This window comes from Albirhodobacter sp. R86504, assembly GCF_042466415.1.
Lineage (GTDB): Bacteria > Pseudomonadota > Alphaproteobacteria > Rhodobacterales > Rhodobacteraceae > Albirhodobacter.
This window is the reverse complement of record NZ_JAXHCH010000002.1, coordinates 874,923-893,267: the sequence shown is the minus strand read 5'-3', so window position 1 is coordinate 893,267 and position 18,345 is coordinate 874,923. Positions and strand designations below refer to the sequence as shown.

16 protein-coding genes are annotated in these 18,345 nt (G+C 57.1%); 9 read left to right on the top strand and 7 right to left on the bottom strand.

Translation table 11 applies throughout. The features are described from left to right. Positions 1–41: 41 nt before the first annotated feature. The 5 genes from SJY32_RS06295 to SJY32_RS06275 form a co-directional block, all read right to left on the bottom strand. Complete coding sequence (locus tag SJY32_RS06295; RefSeq protein ID WP_376872969.1) at positions 42–1,127, bottom strand: ABC transporter ATP-binding protein; 1,086 nt, start codon at positions 1,125–1,127, stop codon at positions 42–44. Next, positions 1,128–2,756, bottom strand: coding sequence for an alpha-amylase family glycosyl hydrolase (locus SJY32_RS06290; RefSeq protein ID WP_376872966.1), 1,629 nt, complete (start codon positions 2,754–2,756; stop codon positions 1,128–1,130). 4 nt (positions 2,757–2,760) lie between these two features. Then, positions 2,761–3,891, bottom strand: a complete 1,131-nt coding sequence (locus SJY32_RS06285; RefSeq protein ID WP_376872964.1) for a carbohydrate ABC transporter permease — start codon at positions 3,889–3,891, stop codon at positions 2,761–2,763. After that, positions 3,888–4,886, bottom strand: coding sequence for a carbohydrate ABC transporter permease (locus SJY32_RS06280; RefSeq protein WP_376872961.1), 999 nt, complete (start codon positions 4,884–4,886; stop codon positions 3,888–3,890). Before SJY32_RS06280 ends, SJY32_RS06285 begins: the two co-directional genes overlap by 4 nt. An 85-nt stretch (positions 4,887–4,971) precedes the next feature. Then, the gene (locus SJY32_RS06275; protein ID WP_376872959.1) at positions 4,972–6,324 is read right to left on the bottom strand and encodes an ABC transporter substrate-binding protein; all 1,353 of its coding nucleotides are present in this window, start codon (positions 6,322–6,324) and stop codon (positions 4,972–4,974) included. Between the two features lie 403 nt (positions 6,325–6,727). Here SJY32_RS06275 and SJY32_RS06270 point away from each other — a divergent pair, with 403 nt between their 5' ends. The 9 genes from SJY32_RS06270 (at position 6,728) to SJY32_RS06230 (ending at position 15,210) form a co-directional block, all read left to right on the top strand. Further along, positions 6,728–7,849, top strand: a complete 1,122-nt coding sequence (locus SJY32_RS06270; RefSeq protein ID WP_376872957.1) for a LacI family DNA-binding transcriptional regulator — start codon at positions 6,728–6,730, stop codon at positions 7,847–7,849. Positions 7,850–7,934: 85 nt separating this feature from the next. Then, positions 7,935–9,368, top strand: coding sequence for a GH1 family beta-glucosidase (locus tag SJY32_RS06265; RefSeq protein WP_376872954.1), 1,434 nt, complete (start codon positions 7,935–7,937; stop codon positions 9,366–9,368). 8 nt (positions 9,369–9,376) lie between these two features. Then, positions 9,377–10,336, top strand: coding sequence for an ROK family protein (locus SJY32_RS06260; RefSeq protein WP_376872951.1), 960 nt, complete (start codon positions 9,377–9,379; stop codon positions 10,334–10,336). 227 nt (positions 10,337–10,563) lie between these two features. Then, positions 10,564–10,839: an STAS domain-containing protein gene (locus tag SJY32_RS06255; protein WP_376872948.1), complete on the top strand. Its 276-nt coding sequence runs from the start codon at positions 10,564–10,566 to the stop codon at positions 10,837–10,839. Beyond that, entirely contained in the window at positions 10,836–11,201 is a 366-nt protein-coding gene (locus SJY32_RS06250; protein WP_376872946.1) for a response regulator, read from the top strand. The genes SJY32_RS06255 and SJY32_RS06250 overlap by 4 nt, the downstream gene beginning before the upstream one ends. 10 nt (positions 11,202–11,211) lie before the next feature. Continuing rightward, the gene (locus SJY32_RS06245; RefSeq protein WP_376872944.1) at positions 11,212–13,491 is read left to right on the top strand and encodes a chemotaxis protein CheA; all 2,280 of its coding nucleotides are present in this window, start codon (positions 11,212–11,214) and stop codon (positions 13,489–13,491) included. After that, a complete protein-coding gene (locus SJY32_RS06240; protein WP_376872941.1) occupies positions 13,488–13,955 on the top strand; it encodes a chemotaxis protein CheW in 468 nt (155 codons plus the stop codon). Before SJY32_RS06245 ends, SJY32_RS06240 begins: the two co-directional genes overlap by 4 nt. Continuing rightward, positions 13,952–14,824, top strand: a complete 873-nt coding sequence (locus tag SJY32_RS06235; RefSeq protein WP_376872938.1) for a CheR family methyltransferase — start codon at positions 13,952–13,954, stop codon at positions 14,822–14,824. Before SJY32_RS06240 ends, SJY32_RS06235 begins: the two co-directional genes overlap by 4 nt. Next, positions 14,824–15,210: a response regulator gene (locus tag SJY32_RS06230; protein WP_376872936.1), complete on the top strand. Its 387-nt coding sequence runs from the start codon at positions 14,824–14,826 to the stop codon at positions 15,208–15,210. The genes SJY32_RS06235 and SJY32_RS06230 overlap by 1 nt, the downstream gene beginning before the upstream one ends. Positions 15,211–16,554: 1,344 nt before the next feature. On the opposite strand, the gene SJY32_RS06225 is transcribed toward SJY32_RS06230, so the two are convergent. After that, positions 16,555–17,082 carry a chemotaxis protein CheD gene (locus tag SJY32_RS06225; protein ID WP_376872934.1) on the bottom strand — a complete coding sequence of 176 codons (528 nt, stop codon included), beginning with the start codon at positions 17,080–17,082 and terminating at the stop codon, positions 16,555–16,557. Then, a complete protein-coding gene (locus tag SJY32_RS06220; RefSeq protein ID WP_376872932.1) occupies positions 17,079–18,275 on the bottom strand; it encodes a chemotaxis response regulator protein-glutamate methylesterase in 1,197 nt (398 codons plus the stop codon). Before SJY32_RS06220 ends, SJY32_RS06225 begins: the two co-directional genes overlap by 4 nt. Positions 18,276–18,345: the final 70 nt, after the last annotated feature.

The following is an 18,345-nucleotide window of genomic DNA, read 5'->3' as shown; positions in this document are numbered from 1 at the left end:
GAGGGCGGGCGGATTACGTCATTTGCCGCGCGTTTGCGACATTAGTGATAAAGAAGCGAACGTCCGTGCGAGAAGATGTGAATTTTATCGGGATCGGCTGTCAGGGTGATTTTCCGGTGCCGCAATCCGGTGTGGATGCCCGGTAACTTGGCGATCACGCCCTGCGCAGCCCCGTCTTTTTGGAAATAGAGCAAAGTGACCTCGCCCAAGGCCTCAACGATATCGACCTCCCCAGAATAGAGGCCCTGCCCGTCTTCGGTCGGAACCATGTCCTCGGGCCGCACGCCGACGTTGACCTTGAGCCCCAAATCATCTGCGCGCGTGGGCACCGATGCGGTAATCTCGCCGCCCGCCACGCGCAGCGTCGTGGTTTCGCCGGTCTTGATCACCTCGCCCGCAATCAGATTCATGGCGGGAGAGCCGATGAATTGCGCAACGAACTCCGTCTCCGGGCGCTCATAAAGCTCCAGCGGCGTGCCCACTTGCGCGATGCCCTTATCCGCCAGAACCACGATCCGGCTCGCCAAGGTCATGGCCTCCACCTGATCATGCGTCACATAGATCATTGTGCGATCCGGCATCGCCTCTTTCAATTGCGCGATCTCGATTCGGGTCGCCACACGCAGCGCCGCATCCAGATTTGAGAGCGGCTCGTCGAACAAAAACACCTTCGGATCGCGCACAATCGCACGGCCAATGGCAACGCGCTGGCGCTGTCCGCCCGAGAGCGCCTTGGGGAGGCGATCAAGATAGGGTGTGAGCTGCAAGATATCGGCGGCTCTGGTCACGGCCTTGTCGATCTCGTCTTTCGGCATTTTGGCGATCTTCAACGCGAAAGCCATATTGTCGCGCACCGTCATATGCGGATAAAGCGCGTAGCTTTGAAAAACCATCGCGATGCCACGTTGCGCAGGCGGCACGTCATTCACCCGCGCGCCGTCAATTTCCAACGTGCCTCCGGTGATACGCTCCAGCCCTGCAATCATCCGCAAGAGCGTCGATTTCCCGCATCCGGATGGCCCGACGAAAACAATCAACTCGCCGGTTTTGATATCAAGATTGATATCTTTCAGGACGGAAACCTTGCCGTAGGATTTTGCGACATTGGTCAGCTTCAAACCCGCCATTTATGCGCCCTCCCTCATGATCGCCGGTTGCCACGGGCCCAAATGTATAAACCCGTCCGCCCCGCGCGCAATTGATCCGACCTCCGCACCAATTTGATGCCACACGCCAGATGGCGCGTCGATCGTCGCAGGCGTGTCGCTCAGATTGATCGCAATAAAGATGCGCTCATCGTTCAGCACGCGTTCAAATTGCAAGACATCGTCATGCGCTTTCATGCCGCGCTGGTGGCCCGCGCGTAGGGCCTTGATCTCATGGCGCAACGCGATCGCCCGCCGGTAGTGATGGATCAGCCCTGCCGGATCATGCTCTTGCATGTCCGCAGCGAGTGCTACATGCGACGCGGGGACGGGAAGCCAAGGCTTCTCGGGCGAGAAGCCCCCGTGCAACGCATTGCCCTCCCAGACCATCGGCGTGCGGCATCCGTCGCGGCCTTTAAACTCCGGCCAGAATTCGATGCCGTAGGGATCTTGCAGCTCTTCAAACGCAATCTCCGCCTCCGGCAAGCCGAGCTCCTCGCCTTGATATATACACACAGAACCGCGCAGACACATCAGAAGTGTCGCGTAAGCTTTTGCCGCAGCGGGAGAAAGCGACCAACGCGAGATATGGCGCACGACGTCATGATTGGAAAACGCCCAACAGACCCAACCTTCGCTCGCCACACGGTCAACCTCGTCGAACACCTCTTTAATCTCTTGCGCGGGCATCGCATCGCCTGACAGAAATTCGAACGCGTACGACATCTGCATCTTGTCGCCACCCGAGGTATACTCGCCCAGAATCTCCAACCCTTTCTGGCTATCCCCCACCTCGCCCACGGCGGCGGCATTGTAGGGCTCCATCACGGCGCGGAGTTTCCGAAGGAAATCAAGGTTTTCCGGTTGGTTCTTATCATAGATGTGCAATTGGTGGTTATAGGGGTTCACCGCTGGCGCAGTTTTTGCGTTGCGTTCTTCAGGTGCAAGCGCAGGATTGTCGCGCAACGCCTTGTCATGGAAATAGAAATTGATCGTATCGAGGCGGAATCCATCCACGCCGCGATCCAACCAGAAACGCGTCACATCCAGCAACGCGTTTTGCACCTCCTCATTGTGGAAGTTCAAATCAGGCTGCGATGTCAGGAAGTTGTGCAGGTAGTATTGTTGGCGGCGCGAGTCCCAATGCCATGCCGAGCCACCAAAGATCGACAGCCAGTTATTGGGCGGGTTCCCATCGGGCTTGGGGTCAGACCACACGTACCAATCTGCCCGCGGGTTCTCGCGGTTCTGACGGCTCTCGATAAACCACGGATGCTGCGCCGAGGTGTGCGACATCACCAGATCAATCATGACTTTCAAGTTCAACTGATGCGCGGTCTCGATCAACGCGTCAAAATCCGACAGCGTGCCAAACATCGGATCTACGTCGCAGTAATCGGAAACATCATACCCGAAATCCTGCATCGGGGAGGTGAAAAACGGCGAAATCCAGATCGCGTCGACACCAAGAGAGGCGATATGGGGCAAACGCTGTTGGATGCCCTTCAGATCCCCGACCCCATCGCCATTGCTGTCTTGATAGCTGCGCGGGTAGATCTGATAGATCACTGCGCCGCGCCACCAATCCTGAGACTTATCAAACGTATTCATGTGGTTATCCACCCTTAACGGAACCCGCCAGCAAGCCGCGGACGAGGTATTTCTGCATTGCGAAAAAGACGATGAGCGGCACCGCAATCGAGATGAACGCGGAGGCGGCAAGGATTTCCCAGTTCCCGCCCCGCGAGCCCAAAAGCTCGCGTAGAACGCCCGTCATCACGAGTTCTGATTTGCGGTTGCCAAGGAAGACCGTCGCGACGAGCAAGTCGTTCCACACCCAAAGAAACTGGAAAATCGCGAAGCTCGCGAGCGCGGGGAACGACAGCGGCAAGATAATGCGGCGGAAAATCGCGAAATCGGACGCGCCGTCGACGCGCGCACTCTCGATAATCTCGCGCGGCAGGCCGACCATATAATTGCGCAAGAGATAGATCGCCAGCGGCAGCCCGAACCCCGTATGCGCAAGCCATATCCCCAAATATCCCTTCCCCAAACCGATATCATTATGCAGCTTGAGAAGCGGGATCAAAGCCAGTTGCAGCGGCACAACCAAAAGGCCGACGACCGCCGCGATCAAGAGCGCGCGGCCCGGGAACTCCATCCATGCCAAGGCGTAGGCCGCGAATGCCGCGATCAGGATCGGGATAACGGTGGCGGGGATTGTGACCGTCATTGTGTTGAGGAACGCCTGCCCCAAGCCCTGCGCCTTGATGACGGAGACGTAGTTTTGCGTCGTGAATTCGGGTTGGGTTTGAGCGGTCACAAAAAGCCTCACGCCGCGCGTGAACTCGAACGCGGTGTCAGAGGTCAGGCGGTATGTTCCATCCTGCGCCACGCTCAAATCGCCCTCATCGATCTGTGTGCTCTCGCCCGCGGCAAAGGCATCGGGCGCGCGTGAGGATGTCCCCCAAGCGCGCAAGGTCTGCCCCTCGGTCAAGACATTGCCGGTGATGGCATAGCCGTCGCCGTCAGGGACCTGATCCGCCGCGGTTCCGCTGCGTACAAAACCGGTCTGCTCGGAGGCAAACGGCGCCTTCCACCACCCCGATGTCGCGATCTGGTCGCCCGTCCGGAAGGACGTCACCAACAGGCCCAGCGTCGGGATCGTCCACAACACGACAAGCACCGCCGCGGCCAAATTGACCACCCAGACCAGTGTCGATTTCTGACCGGCATACCCCGTCATTCCGAATGTTCCTTCCCCGCGTTGCGGATGTTCCAAACCATAATCGGCGTCACCAGCAACATAATGACAATCGCCACCGCCGAGCCGCGGCCATAATCGGGCGTGCCCTTAAACATCCACGAATACATGAGGTTCGCGAGCACTTGCGTCCCCGTCTCGCCATTGGTCATGACAAAAACGATATCGAAAACTTTGAGAACGGTGATCGTGATTGTCGTCCAGACGACGGCGATGGTGCCCCAAATCTGCGGAACTTGGATTTTGAAAAACACCTGCCAAGGGCTCGCCCCGTCAAGAACTGCGGCCTCGATCGTCTCCTCCGGTATACCGCGCAGCGCGGCCGACAAGATCACCATCGCAAAGCCCGTTTGAATCCAGATCAGCACAACCATCAGCAAGAGCGAATTCCACATCGGAATTTGCAGCCAGGTCTGCGGCGTGCCGCCCAAACTTACGACAAGGGCGTTGAGCAGGCCGATTTGATCTTGGGCCGCGTCGCGGTAATCATAGACAAATTTCCAAATCACGCCCGCCCCGACAAAACTGATCGCCATTGGCATGAAGATAAAGGCTTTTGCAATCGCGCCCCACCGGATGCGATCTGTGATTTGCGCCGCAACAAGACCAATCAACGTCGAGAGCGCGGGAACGATCAAAAGCCACATCGCATTGTTGCGCAGGCTTTCGTGGAATTTCGGATCGTTGATAAGCCAGAGGTAATTCGACATCCCGACGAAGTCGCGCCCGTCACTGTCATAGACAGACAGCCAGAGCGATTTGAAGACCGGGTAGACGAGATAGATCCCCAACGCCAAAATCGCGGGGAGTAGAAACAGCCATGGACGCACCGAATTCGTGATGGCGATGTTCCGGCCTGCACGCGGACCCCGCGCGGGAAAGGCCGTATCCAATACCCAGTTTGCGCCCCAGAACCACGTCACGCAGCCGAAAACGCCCGCAATGATGGTGCCAAGCGCGAAGCTCACCTGTTCCATAAAATCCCCGTCAAACTCTTTGTGCGACGCCTCATGCGGCACGGGGCTAAAACACGAGGCCCCGTGCCGCATGGATGCGGATGGATTACTTCAACGTGTCCCACGTCGATTGGATCGCCGCGCCAACTTCGGTGGCATCCTTGCCATTTGCGAAATCGACCATCCCCGTCCAGAATGCGCCAGCGCCGATGGCACCTGGCATCAAATCGGATCCGTCAAAACGGAAGGTGGACGCGTTGAGCAAGATATCCCCCATTTTCCGAACCGTCTCATCGCCATAAACCTCTGGATTGACGCCTTTATGCGGCGTCACAAAGCCGGTTTGAGCCATCCAGACTTCATGGGCGATCGGCGCCTGAAGGAAGCTGATAAACGCATCCGCCACCGCGTTATCTGTCATTTTCGCGAACATCGTGCCGGCCCCCAAGACGGGCTGTCCAAGATCTTTGCCCTCATAGGCGGGGAAATAGAAGAAATCGGCATCTTGTCCGACAATTGTTCCCTCAGGGAAGAACGACGGAATGAACGAGGCCTGTCGGTGAAGGTAACATTGGGGTGGTGCGCTAAACAAACCCTTGGGGCTGTCGCGGAAATCGGTGGCCACGACCGCGCCCGACCCGCCCGCCACATAGGCGTCATTGCGCGCGAAATACCCAAATTCCTCAATCGCTTCAACGACTTTCGGGTCATCAAAACGCAGATCGTTCTTCACCCAAGCATCGTAATCCTCCGGCGTCTGGGTGCGCAGCATCATATCCTCGACCCAATCCGTCGCGGGCCAGCCCGTTGCGCCGCCCGATCCCAGACCGATACACCATGGCGTTTCGCCATCCGCGACGATCTGGTCGGTGAGCGCTTTGAGCTCCTCCATCGTTTGGGGAACCTCCAAGCCCGCATCCTCGAAGTTTTCCGGCACATACCAAACCAAGGATTTCACATCCGCCTTGAAGGGGAAGGCGTATTGACGCGTCTCGCCATCAGCGCCGGCGTAGCTACCCAAGGCCGCCCAGCTTTCGCCAGCGGCGTAATTTTCAACCAACCAAGCATTCGTCCCCTCCGCCAAAGGCTGGAGATGACCCTTGCGCGCCATATCGGCTGCGAGGCCGGGCTGCGGGAAAATCGCGACGTCAGGCGGAGAGCCGGCCTCCGCATCAATGACCACCTGCTGCTCGAAACTATCGGAGCCGGTGTACTCGACCTCTGCGCCAGTGGCGGCTTCAAAGTAAGCGATCACGCTCTCGATCAGAACCTGATCATTGGTAATCCAAGGCCCGAAGACGCGCAGTTTTTGCCCCGAGAGATCCATCGATTTGAGCGCCTCATAAGACGCCCAATTAAACCGCGCATCCTCACCGGGCGCGAATTTCAGGTCCTGCGCCTGTGCCCCTCCGGCCAAAAGCGCGAGCGTCGCGACGCCCAGATAAAGTGATTTCACCATTCCAGTCTCCCTTAAAGGCAACGCCTCCCGCGTTGCGATTGAAAGCGATGCTCGCATCTCGTTTTGCCCGAAACCGCGTTGAACATGGCGGGCATCCGACTCGCGTCAAAGCGCTTTGAATAGGCAGACAGTCCATTATGGTTGCGGGCTTGTCAATCAATGCAACATAAAGTTGCCGCCAAATAACGGGAACTTAGCCAAGAAGGCCAACCATAGCTCGTAGATAGAAGCGCCACGCGGCCCTCCGATATCGAATTGACAGAGGCTTTTCACCTTCGGTAACATCCCTAAAATTCAAAGCGCTTTGAGCGTCACCATCCGCCTTGAGCGCACGCGCTGTGTCAGGGCGGCCGATCCATCTGTGATTGCGCTGTGATGCGCGCTATTTTTGAAAAGTAGGCCTATGAACCTGAAAGACCTATCCGCCTTGCTGAAGTTGTCACCGACAACGGTCAGCCGCGCCTTGAATGGCTATCCGGAGGTCTCGGAGGCGACACGTATGCGCGTGCAAGCGGCGGCGCAGTTGCACAATTACCGCCCGAACGCGCAGGCAAAGCGTTTGGCGACGGGGCGCTCGATGGCGATTGGTCACGTCATTCCGATCACCACCCAGCACGAAATCGTAAACCCCGTGTTCGCAGATTTTATCGCGGGCGCGGGCGAGGTGTATTCGGCGCATGGCTACGATATGATCTTGTCGATCGTGCCGGACAATCACGAGGAACGCGCCTACCGCGAGGTGCATGCGAAGGGAAATGTCGACGGGATCATTGTCCACGGGCCGCGCCACTCCGATCCTCGGATTGCGCTTTTGACGGAGCTGGACCTCCCCTTTGTCGTGCATGGGCGCTCCAGCGGGGTCAAACAGGGGTATAACTGGGTCGACGTCAACAACGCTCGGTCTTTCGAGCGGGCGACCGGTTTGCTGATGGACTTGGGGCATGAACGAATTGCGCTGATCAACGGGTTGGAGACGATGGATTTCGCGGCGCGGCGGCGGGCGGGGTTTGAGAACGCGCATGTTGCGCGCAATCTTGCGATCAATCCGCAGTATATGACCCAAGGCGAGATGACCGAGGGGCAAGGTGCGAAATATGCGCGGCTCATGTTGGGCCTGACGCAACCGCCGACCGCATTCGTGACGTCTTCCCTGCTCTCCGCGATGGGGGTGCGTCGCGCGGTTGAGGAGGCAGGCTTGAAGATCGGTCGCGATATTTCGATTGTGACGCATGACGACGAGCTGGGATATCTGCGCAACGGGGAGGCCGAACCGGTCTTCACGGCGACACGCTCCTCCGTGCGCGAAGGCGGGCGCAAGGCGGCGGCGATGCTTTTGGCCCAGATCGACGCGCGCCATGCGGGCCAACCCTTGGATCAACATCAAAGCATCCTCATGGAGGCCAGCCTTGTGCTGGGCCGCTCTACGGGACCCGCCCCCCATAGCCTCGGGGCAGACAGAACGCTCCTCCCGTTAGATGGTGCGCCCCGCGTGGCCCTTATCACCCAATCAGTCGCGCGAGACTGATCCTTTAAGTTCATCCCTCACTGTGCCGCGCGCCGACAGCCACACCGCGCGAACTCATGAAACATCTTTTCTGAAAGTGTTCCTTATGGATATCTCCACCCTGCCCCGCCGCAGCGATTTCCCGCAGGGATTTCTATTCGGCGCGGCCACCTCTGCTTATCAGATCGAAGGCCATAAATACGGCGGCGCTGGCCCCACGCATTGGGATGCGTTTGCGGCGCAAGAAGGCCGTGTGGTGCGAGGCGAGAACGGCGCCGTCGCCTGTGATCATTATCACCGCTGGCCCGAGGATCTCGATCTTCTGGCGGATGCGGGTTTCGATATCTACCGCTTCTCAACGAGTTGGGCACGGATCATGCCCGAAGGGCGGATCGGCGTTGCGGGATCGTGCATCAATAGCGAAGGTGTCGCATTTTATGACCGCCTGATCGACGGGATGCTGGAACGCGGCCTTAAACCTGCGCTGACGCTGTATCATTGGGAATTGCCGCAAGCGCTTGCCGAGCAAGGCGGATGGCGTAACCGCGATATTGCGGGGCGGTTCGGAGATTACGCCGAGTTCATTGCCACGAAATACGGCGACCGGCTGTGGTCGACGGCTCCGATCAACGAGCCGTGGTGTGTGGGCTGGCTCTCGCATTTTGACGGGCACCATGCGCCGGGTCTGCGCGACATCCGCGCCACCGCTCCCGCGATGCACCATATCATGCTCGCGCATGGCACGGCCATCCAAGCGCTGCGCGCAAGCGGGATGGATAACCTTGGTGCTGTGTGCAACTTCGAATATGCCATTCCCGCGGATGACAGCGAGCCTGCGCAAAAAGCAGCGGAGGTTTATGATGCAATCTACAACCGGTTCTTCCTCAGCGGCCTGTTTAAGGGGGAATATCCTGATCTGGTGATGCAGGGCTTCCAAGATCACATGCCGGCGAACTGGGAGGATGATTTCGAGATCATCCAAAGCCCGATCGACTGGCTAGGGCTGAATTACTATACCTGTAAGCGGGTGAAGGCCGCGACCATGCCAAATGACGCCACCGGAAAAGGCGCCCTCATTGCCGGAGATCCTCTGTGGCCGCATTATGAGGAAGCCCCCGCACAAGGGCCGCTCACCGCGATGGGCTGGGAGATTTATCCGCAGGGTCTCCACGAGTTCCTCACCCGAACCGCCCGCGAGTATACTGGCGATCTCCCGCTCTACGTTACCGAAAATGGCATGGCGGCCCCGGACCAGATTGGCAGTAAGGCCGCAGCACCAGCCCCCCGCGGCGCCCCAAATCAGAATTTTGTAGCGGATAGCGTGCGGATCGACTATTTCGCTCAGCATCTAGATGCGTGTCTGACGGCAATTCATGCGGGCGTTCCGCTCAAAGGCTATATTGCGTGGTCGCTTTTGGACAATTACGAATGGGCGCTCGGTTACGACAAGCGCTTCGGACTTGTCCACGTCGATTTTGAAACCCAAGTGCGCACGCCCAAGGCGTCGTGGCACGCCCTCGCCGAGGCGCTCGGCTGTTGAGACCTGATATGACCCTGACAAAAACCTCGTTTTCGCTTCTTGCCGATGTAGGTGGCACCAATAGCCGGCTCGCGATTGCACGTGATGGTGTGATGGATCAAAAGACGATCCGGCGCTATGCGAACCGCGGGCATAGCGGTTTTGAGGCGATTGTGACGCAGTATCTTGCCGAGGAAGGCATCGCGGCATGCGACGATATTTGCGTCGCGGTTGCAGGGCCGATTTCCAACGGTGTGGCGCGGATGACCAATCTCGATTGGGAAATCAAGCCAGAGGCTTTGGCCAAGGCCAGCGGCGCGTCGCGGGCCGCTGTTCTCAATGATCTGCAAGCGCAGGGTCAGGCGTTGGGGCATATCTCGAAAAACGCCTTGCGGTTGCTGGTTGATGGCCAAACAGCGGCCACCGATGCGACCCGGCTCGTGATCGGGATCGGGACGGGGTTCAATTGCGCGCCCGTGCACGAAACGCCCAAGCTGCGCTATGTCGCACCCTCCGAAAGCGGCCACATTACGCTTCCCGTGCGCGACGAGGCTATGCTGCGCCTCGCAAGGGCGCTCGCAGGTTCAGACGGATTTGCCTCAGTTGAGGATGTCTTGTCGGGCCGCGGATTGGTGCATGTGCACACCCATTTGCACGGCCCCACGCGGATGAAGGGCGAGGACATCATGGAGGCGCTCGATCAGGGCGATTCTCACGCGAAGGAAACGGCGCGTCTCGTGGCGAAAATCCTCGGTGTGGTGATCGGGGATCAGGCGCTGGTTCACCTGCCGTTTGGCGGTATTTATCTGTGCGGATCGGTTGCGCGCGCCCTCGCGCCCCATCTCGTCGCCCTTGGTTTCATTGATGCATTCCGCGACAAAGGGCGTTTTTCGGAATTTCTGGGCTCTTTCCCGATCTCGGTGATTGAGGATGATTTTGCTGCGCTGACGGGGTGCGCGGCGTATCTTCGCGCGCTACGAAACGCTTAACTGACGAAAACATAAAGACAAAATAGGCCGTCCGCATGCGCGGGCGGTCTTTTTTTATGCTTCATCCCGTGCGTTTCGGGCGGCCGGACTTTGAAATGACAGACGGCGATACGAAAAGTGATCCGCGTCAAGCCATTCTTAACAGCTAGGGCTTATCCCTCAGTCATGTTCGAAAGAAAGGGAATGAAAGTGCGCCTTTTCGTAAAATCAATTCAAGCGGGTGTCGCATGATGGTGATCGCCCTTCCGCAACGGATCGATCTGTCCAACGTGGCGACGGTCGCGGCCGATATTCGATCGGCCTTGGGCGCGAATCTTCAGGTGGATGCCTCGCACGTCACCCATCTGGGGGCGCTCGGCGTTCAGGCCCTGATTGCAGCTAACCATGCGGCGGGCCTCTCCGGACATACATTCGAGATTTATCCTCGTTCTGAGGCATTTGACGAAACCATCGCGCAGTTCGGCCTTGAGATCGATGCGTTGCAAACGGAGGTCGAGGCATGAGCCTGACAGTGCTCGCGGTAGATGATAGCCGCACCATTCGAGACATGCTGAGGCTGACACTGATGGAGGCGGGGATCACGCTCCATCTCGCAGAGGACGGGATGCACGGGCTCGAAGTGCTCGAAGGCATCGCGCCCGATGCAATTATCTCAGACATCAACATGCCTCGGCTCGACGGGTTCGGCTTTATGGAGGCGGTCCGTAGCCAAGAAAAACACCGCGCCACACCGATCCTTGTTCTCACCACCGAATCCGCCCCCGAGTTAAAGGCGCGCGCACGGGCGGCGGGGGCGACGGGATGGATTGTGAAACCGTTCGACCCTGTCAAACTCGTTAAAGCCTTGCATATGGTCGCAGGATAAGGGGGCGGCCATGGCATTGGACCCGATGGAAGAAATCCGCGCATCGTTTTTCGTTGAATGCGACGAGCTTCTGGAAAGCCTCCAAGACGCACTTTGCCTGATGGATGAAGATGCGCATGACAATGAAACGATCAATGTCGTGTTTCGGGCGGTCCATTCGATCAAGGGGGGCGCCGGCGCTTTTGGCCTCAACGCACTCGTTGCCTTCGCGCATCGCTTTGAGACCGTACTCGACGAGCTGCGCGCGGGGCGATTGGATCTCACGCCGGAGCGCGTAAAACAGTTTTTCCACGCGGCAGATTTCTTGCAAGACCACGTTCGCGCCGCGCGCGATTCAGGCCCGGGCCCGGAGGGAGCGGAAGAGCTGCTGCAAGAGATGGAAAAGGCGCTGAACAATGGCGAAGGCGCGGCCGCAGAACCAGAAGACGAGGTGAGCGACTTCGTGCCAATGACGCTGTCGTTCGACTTTGAGGAGACGGCCGACGACGCGATAAGTTTGCCCGCGCTTCCAGAGCATTCAGATGAACAAGCAGGCACAATTTCGGCCGACGCGGCGTCTTCACTGCCCGAAGATGAAGCAGGCGTTCCGTCGCGGCCTTGGCGCGTGCAGTTCGTCCCGCAAGAAGGGCTCTACCGGTCCGGAAACGAACCGCTCTACATCCTCAAGGGGCTCGCGGGCCTCGGCGCCACGCAAGTTACCTGCAACGCGCGAGAGATCCCCCCCCTCGACGAGTTGGACGTTGAGACATCCCTTTTGTCGTGGACTGTTAGCGTGCCAGCGACTGTCACCGAGGAAGAAATCCGCGAGATTTTCATCTTCGTTGAGGACGTCTGCACGCTCTCGATATCGCATGAGGTGGATGCGCCCGAGCCGCCTACCTTTCCCGCGCCGAAAGAGTCCATCCAGTTGGTCCAGCTGGCAAAGATTGAGCCCATTCCCGATATCGACGAGATCACAAACAGCGATATGATGCAGCAGGCCGTGATCGCTCCCCTTGAAACGGACACTCAACCCGTCGCCGCAGCCTCCAGCCCTGCCCCCTTGAGCGAGCAGGCAGCGAGCCCGCGTGGCGCGCAAAAACCTGTAACCTCGGAAACAGTGCGCGTTGACATCGAGCGGATCGACAGATTGGTCAATCTTGTCGGGGAACTGGTCATCAATCAGGCCATGCTATCGCAGAGCGTTGCAGAAGCGGGCTTGCCACCGAATTCGACGGTAATGACCGGCCTCGAAGCCTTTATGATGCTGACGCGCGACATCCAAGACAGCGTGATGATGATCCGCGCACAGCCCGTCAAACCTTTGTTCCAACGCATGGCGCGGATCGTGCGTGAAGCTTCGGCGGCAGTGAGCAAAGACCTACGCCTGAAGACCGAAGGCGAGGCGACAGAGGTGGATAAAACGGTCATTGAACGGCTCGCCGATCCCCTGACGCATATGATCCGCAACGCGGTTGATCACGGTCTTGAAACGCGAGAGGAGCGTATCGCATCGGGCAAACCCCCCGAAGGCGTTATCACGCTTTCCGCGCAACATCGCTCGGGCCGTGTCGTTATCGAGATTTCCGATGACGGTGCTGGGATCAACCGGCCTCGTGTCAAAGAGATAGCAGAGTCCAAGGGATTGATTCCTAAAAATTCGATGCTCAGCGATACCGAGATTGATAATCTGCTGTTCTTGCCCGGATTTTCGACCGCTTCGACGATATCGGCCCTGTCCGGCCGCGGCGTCGGTATGGATGTGGTCAAGCAAGCGATCCAAGGATTGGGTGGCCGCATTACTATCACCTCGGAGCGCAACAAAGGCACAAAATTCTCGATTTCTCTGCCTCTGACGCTCGCCGTGCTCGACGGGATGGTGGTGAGCGTTGCGGATCAAACACTGATTGTGCCGCTCAATTCCATTTTGGAAACCGCGACTTTAGGGCCCGACGACATCCGATCACTCGGGCCCCAGACCAACGTTGTTCATGTTCGTGGTGAATTTGTCCCGCTGTATGATCTTGGCGCTGAGCTCGGCTACCGCACAATTAAGGAAAACTACGAGGGCGGCGTCGTGCTTCTTACCTCCAAAGAGGACGGCAGCCGCAGCGCCTTGATTGTCGACGCGATTATGGAGCAGCGGCAGGTCGTTATTAAGGGCCTGCAACAAAGCTACGGCGTCATACCAGGCGTCGCGGCCGCCACAATTCTCGGGGATGGGCAAATCGCCTTGATCCTCGATCCCGCGGACCTCGTATTGAATGCATCGGGGTGCACGAAAACCGCCACACTTCCCCTAGCAGGATGACACTCATGGAAAACCACACTCCCAACGCTGAAATCGAGTTGCTGTCGTTCCGTTTGGCTGAACAAGAATATAGCGTCGACATTATGTCGGTCCGTGAGATCAGAGGATGGACACGGGCGACTCCCTTACCGCATGCGCCCGCATATGTGCGCGGGGTCATCAATCTTCGCGGGACGGTCTTACCCGTCGTTGATCTATCGACACGCCTCGGTATGGCGCCCGTGGCCGGAGATGCGAGGAACGTCATCATCGTTGTCCAAGTCGGCAACCAATCAGCAGGCCTCCTTGTAGATGCTGTCTCTGACATCCTCGCCTTACCGATGAGTGACCTGCAAGCCCCCCCGGAACTTGCGGCGGACACGGCGCACAGTTTCATCAGTGCGTTGACGATTGTTGATGGCGGTATGATCCGTGTTCTCGACCTCACGGCAGTCCTTCCAGAAAGCCGAGTTGAAGCAGCATGACGCAACACGCACTTTCCGGACTCACTGCGGGCCCACCGACGGATTCCGAGTTGGCCTCGATCGCACGGATTCTTCATCAAGATTCGGGCATTGTCCTTGCAGAGGGCAAGGCTTCAATGGTGCAGTCTCGGTTGGCCAAGCGTCTGCGCGCGTTGAAAATTCAAGATTATCAGGGCTATATCGATTTCGTGCAGACGGGTGACGGCGCATCCGAACGAAAGCAGATGATTTCGGCCCTGACGACGAACGTGACGAATTTCTTTCGCGAAAACCACCACTTCGACTTTTTGCGGGAGCAAAGCTTGCCGCCGCTGATTGAACACGCACGCGCAGGCGGCCGTGTCAGGATTTGGTCGGCCGGCGCATCGAACGGGCAGGAAGCTTATTCGATCGCGATGACATTAGCGGAACTTGCACCGGATGTAGAGAAACTCGACATCCGCATCCTCGCGAGTGATATCGATCCGGTCATGGTCGCTTACGGTGCCGAGGCGCGGTACAATCAGTCAACGGTTGAGGCAATTCCTCAGGCCTTGCGCCACAAATATTTTTTGTCCGATGACGACCAATATCGAGCGGTGCCAAAGCTTCGCAACATGATCACGTTCCGTGAGCTAAACTTGCACTCGCCATGGCCGATGCAGGGCAAATTTGACATTATATTCTGTCGAAACGTCGTGATCTACTTTGATACGGAGGCCGAAATCACACTCTGGCGGCGCTTTGAGGCCGCTCTCATTCCTGGCGGGTATCTGCATGTAGGTCACTCAGAGCGGGTTCCGTTGGAGCAAGGGTTCAAGCTCATCACCGCAGGCATCACGACCTATCGCCGCCCCCTACAAATCGCCTCTGAAAGCGGAGAATTCTAATGGCTCTAAGAGACCAGCTACGGGTAATGGTTGTCGATGATATGTCCACAAGCCGCGGCCTGATCATTCAGGCACTTGATGCAATGGGTGTTCGTCAAGTGAGCTATGCGGCCGATGGGCAAGCGGCACTTGCCGGCATCGCGAAATCGCCCGTTCATCTCGTGATATCGGATTACAATATGCCGGGTATGGATGGCCTTCATCTCCTTCACGCACTCAGAAGCGACGCGAAAACGAAAGGAGTTGGGTTCATTTTGATCACGGGGAGAGCCGATAAAGAGATTATCGATACCGGAAGGAAATTCGGCATGAACAATTTCATTAAAAAGCCGTTTGCCACTCAAGATTTGAGAACCTGTATCGAGGCAGTGGTTGGCCGGTTATGAGCATAGGATCGAAGATCATCCGGTCACCCGCCAGTTGCAAAAATGAAGCGGGCCCTGAAACCCGGTGGGCGGCAGAAATTCAAACGGCGCCGCTCACACATCATGGAACTTGCGGCGCGCAGGTACGCGTTGACGCGTCGTCAGAACACCTTGACCTTGCCGTTCTGACCCATCAAGTCTCAGACGAGCTTGGCCTTCTCGCGCATCTGGCTGGCGATGTTCAGATAGCTTTATCGATGTGCCAGTTTGATCCGGCCGGCAGTCAGGCAGCCATTAAGGGTCTACAGCAAATTGATCGCCTGACCCAAACACTAGAAGACCTTTCGCGTTTGACTGGTGTGCTTGCAACACTTGTGCCAAACGATTTAGCGGTATCGAAAGACGCTGTTCTCGCACCGGTTGTTTTACGAGACCTTGTTTCAAGGTTTGACAAGTCGACTGGCGCGACATCATCCCCTCTCCCAAGTGATGAGGTCTTGTGGCTCTGATCTGCCCAATCGACGCAACGCTGCCCTTTCAGGCACCAGTGAGATTGAAAAGTATGAGGGATTAGACCCAATCGGTTAGATGATGACAAATTGGTTATCTCCAATTTGATTATTTTATATTCTCAGCTTTGCATGACCGAAAGCTTTGTGGCTCTGATTTGGCCCTATTATAGTTGATCACGAGTTCCCGTGCCGCGAACGAGGGCGCAACTGCTCAGAGTTACCTCGGCCGCTTCCCTTGGTAACGACGGAGAAGATATTTTCGCCCCCCCCTTAAGAACCAAGGTTCACGATCGCGCTGCTTAGCTCTGAAGGCCGGATTCACATAATGAATTGCATGAAACTCGTTTTCACACGACAAAAAATTAGTATTTTCAAACCTACACAACCGCCCCACAATGCGTTCATCGAGGCGTAAAATGGCAGACCAATCCCGGAATGACCGCATACGCACTGGTTAGTGTGACGGGAGGATTGCGCCCAAACGTGGAAGATTTGGCCCATCCAGATCATCGTCAGAGCGCCGACAGTTTGTGTCGGAGTGGGTCAATGCAGCAGAGTGCCACGACGCAGCTCGCCCGCCCCCATTTTCAAAGAAAAAAGCTGCGAACCGGCTATTTTCTAAATCGAAACCGAACAAACTCGCCCTCCACGGCAATCTTGGGGCACAAAATAAGTCAGCGGACGTCGTTCGAAACGTCGACAAAAACTGTTTGCCCTTGTAGCCCCGTCAAGGTCGGGGACGAACAGGAACATTGTAAGACGACGCTAGGATGGCCGCAGTCTTTCGTCACACCAAACGTCTCTCCCCTACACCGTTGAGGAAGACCGTTGTGAGGAAGGTACCCTCGTAACCTTAAAACAATTCAACGTCATTCGCGCGCAGGACGTGCTGCACGACAGGTTGGATGGCTGCTTCACCAAGGAATTTTTGCCGCGCGCGACCAGTTTCCGGCCAAAACTCAACCCGTCTCGCTTGCGTGCCGCCCAAGCTATGCCCTGTGCATTCGATCGACTCTCGCTTCAGAAAGTTCATCACAAACTCACCATTCTTAGCGCCGATGTCGGTTAATCCGGCGATCATTCGGGCCCCCCCAAACACCTTCGCTTTAAGCCTGCTCCGTGTCGCGCCGAGTTTGATTAAGTCATTGATCAAAAGCTCCATCGCATGCACGCCAAAGCTGGCGGGTGGCGCGTTGCTATCGCTAGAATCTGGGACTAGGAAGTGATTGATCCCGCCAAAATTCGAAACTGAATCGTAGAGACAGGCCGCAATGCACGATCCCAATATCGTGGTGATCGAACCGCCATCGCCTTGACCAACCCTATATTCGCCTTGGGTAATGTGATGACGCACCGGAGCTGCTGGGATGACAGAATTCATGATATTCTCCGGGGTTCGCGCACAGGTTTCGGGACGCGGCAAAGCGATAGAATGTGCTTTGCAACCGCTTCAAGTGGCAGCGCGCATTCCGCACCACCGCTTTCGAGTGCCGCGCGCGGCATCCCGTATATCACCGAGCTTGCCTGATCTTGCGCGAAGCATCGTGCACCTGCTTGGCGTAGCGAATAGAGTTGCTGCGCCCCATCGCGGCCCATGCCCGTCAAAACGATACCGATTGCACGGTCTTTTAAAACGCAGGCGCTTTCAAATAATATGTCGACCGAGGGGCGATGACCGTTACGTGGGCCAGCCTCAAGAAGGCGACAAACTGGGCGATCGGCCCCGCCCTCGATTTTAAGGTGATAGGCGCCACCCGGGGCCAACTGAACAACACCTTGTCGTAAAGGGCTACCGTCACGTGCCAATTCGACTGTGGGTTTGGAGCGCTGATTTAAGCGATTGGCAAAGCTCGCAAGAAATGTCTCAGGCATATGCTGGACAATTACTGTCGGAGGACAGTCTTCGGGATACCCCTTCAAGACGGTCTCAATGGCTTCAACGCCACCCGTCGATGCGCCCAGAAAAACAAACATACCATTCCAAGGATAGGTTTCCGTGTGAGGTGAGGGGGAGACCAAGCCTTTCCTATTTGCGCCAGCAATTATGCTTCCTGCCCGCCCGCTCGAGCTCAGAACATCCGCGTGGTTCAGGCGGTCGTCCGCCGTCGCTCGCGAATATACAGCACTCAGCCGTTCCGTTGTTTTCTCAGGTGCGAGGCTCCTTTGACGTGTAATATGAGGATTTGCCCGCGCTGCCATTACAATGATTTCCGGTAAGTTGTCGAAGTTGCCTTCAACTGAAGACGCGCCAGGTTTTGCAACACATTCGACCGCACCTAAAGACAGTGCCTCGATGGCAATTGCAGACCCTGCTTTCGTCATCGACGATAACATCACAACAGGCATCGGACGCAAGCTCATGATCTTACGGAGAAATGACAGACCGTCGAGTCCGGGGAGTTCGATGTCCAATGTTAATACATCGGGGCGCAATTCGTTTATTAGTTTTCGCGCCTCAAAAGCGTCCGCGGCCTGACCAACGGTCTCAATACGGGGATCGGTATCCAGTTTGGACCTGATCAGAAGGCGCGAGGTAATTGAATCGTCTACGATCAAAACACGTATAGGCTTCATGATAATCTGCCTCGCTGGCTAGGAATACAAGACACGCTCGGCGCAAACCCCTTGCCGCGCCCCGACCAGA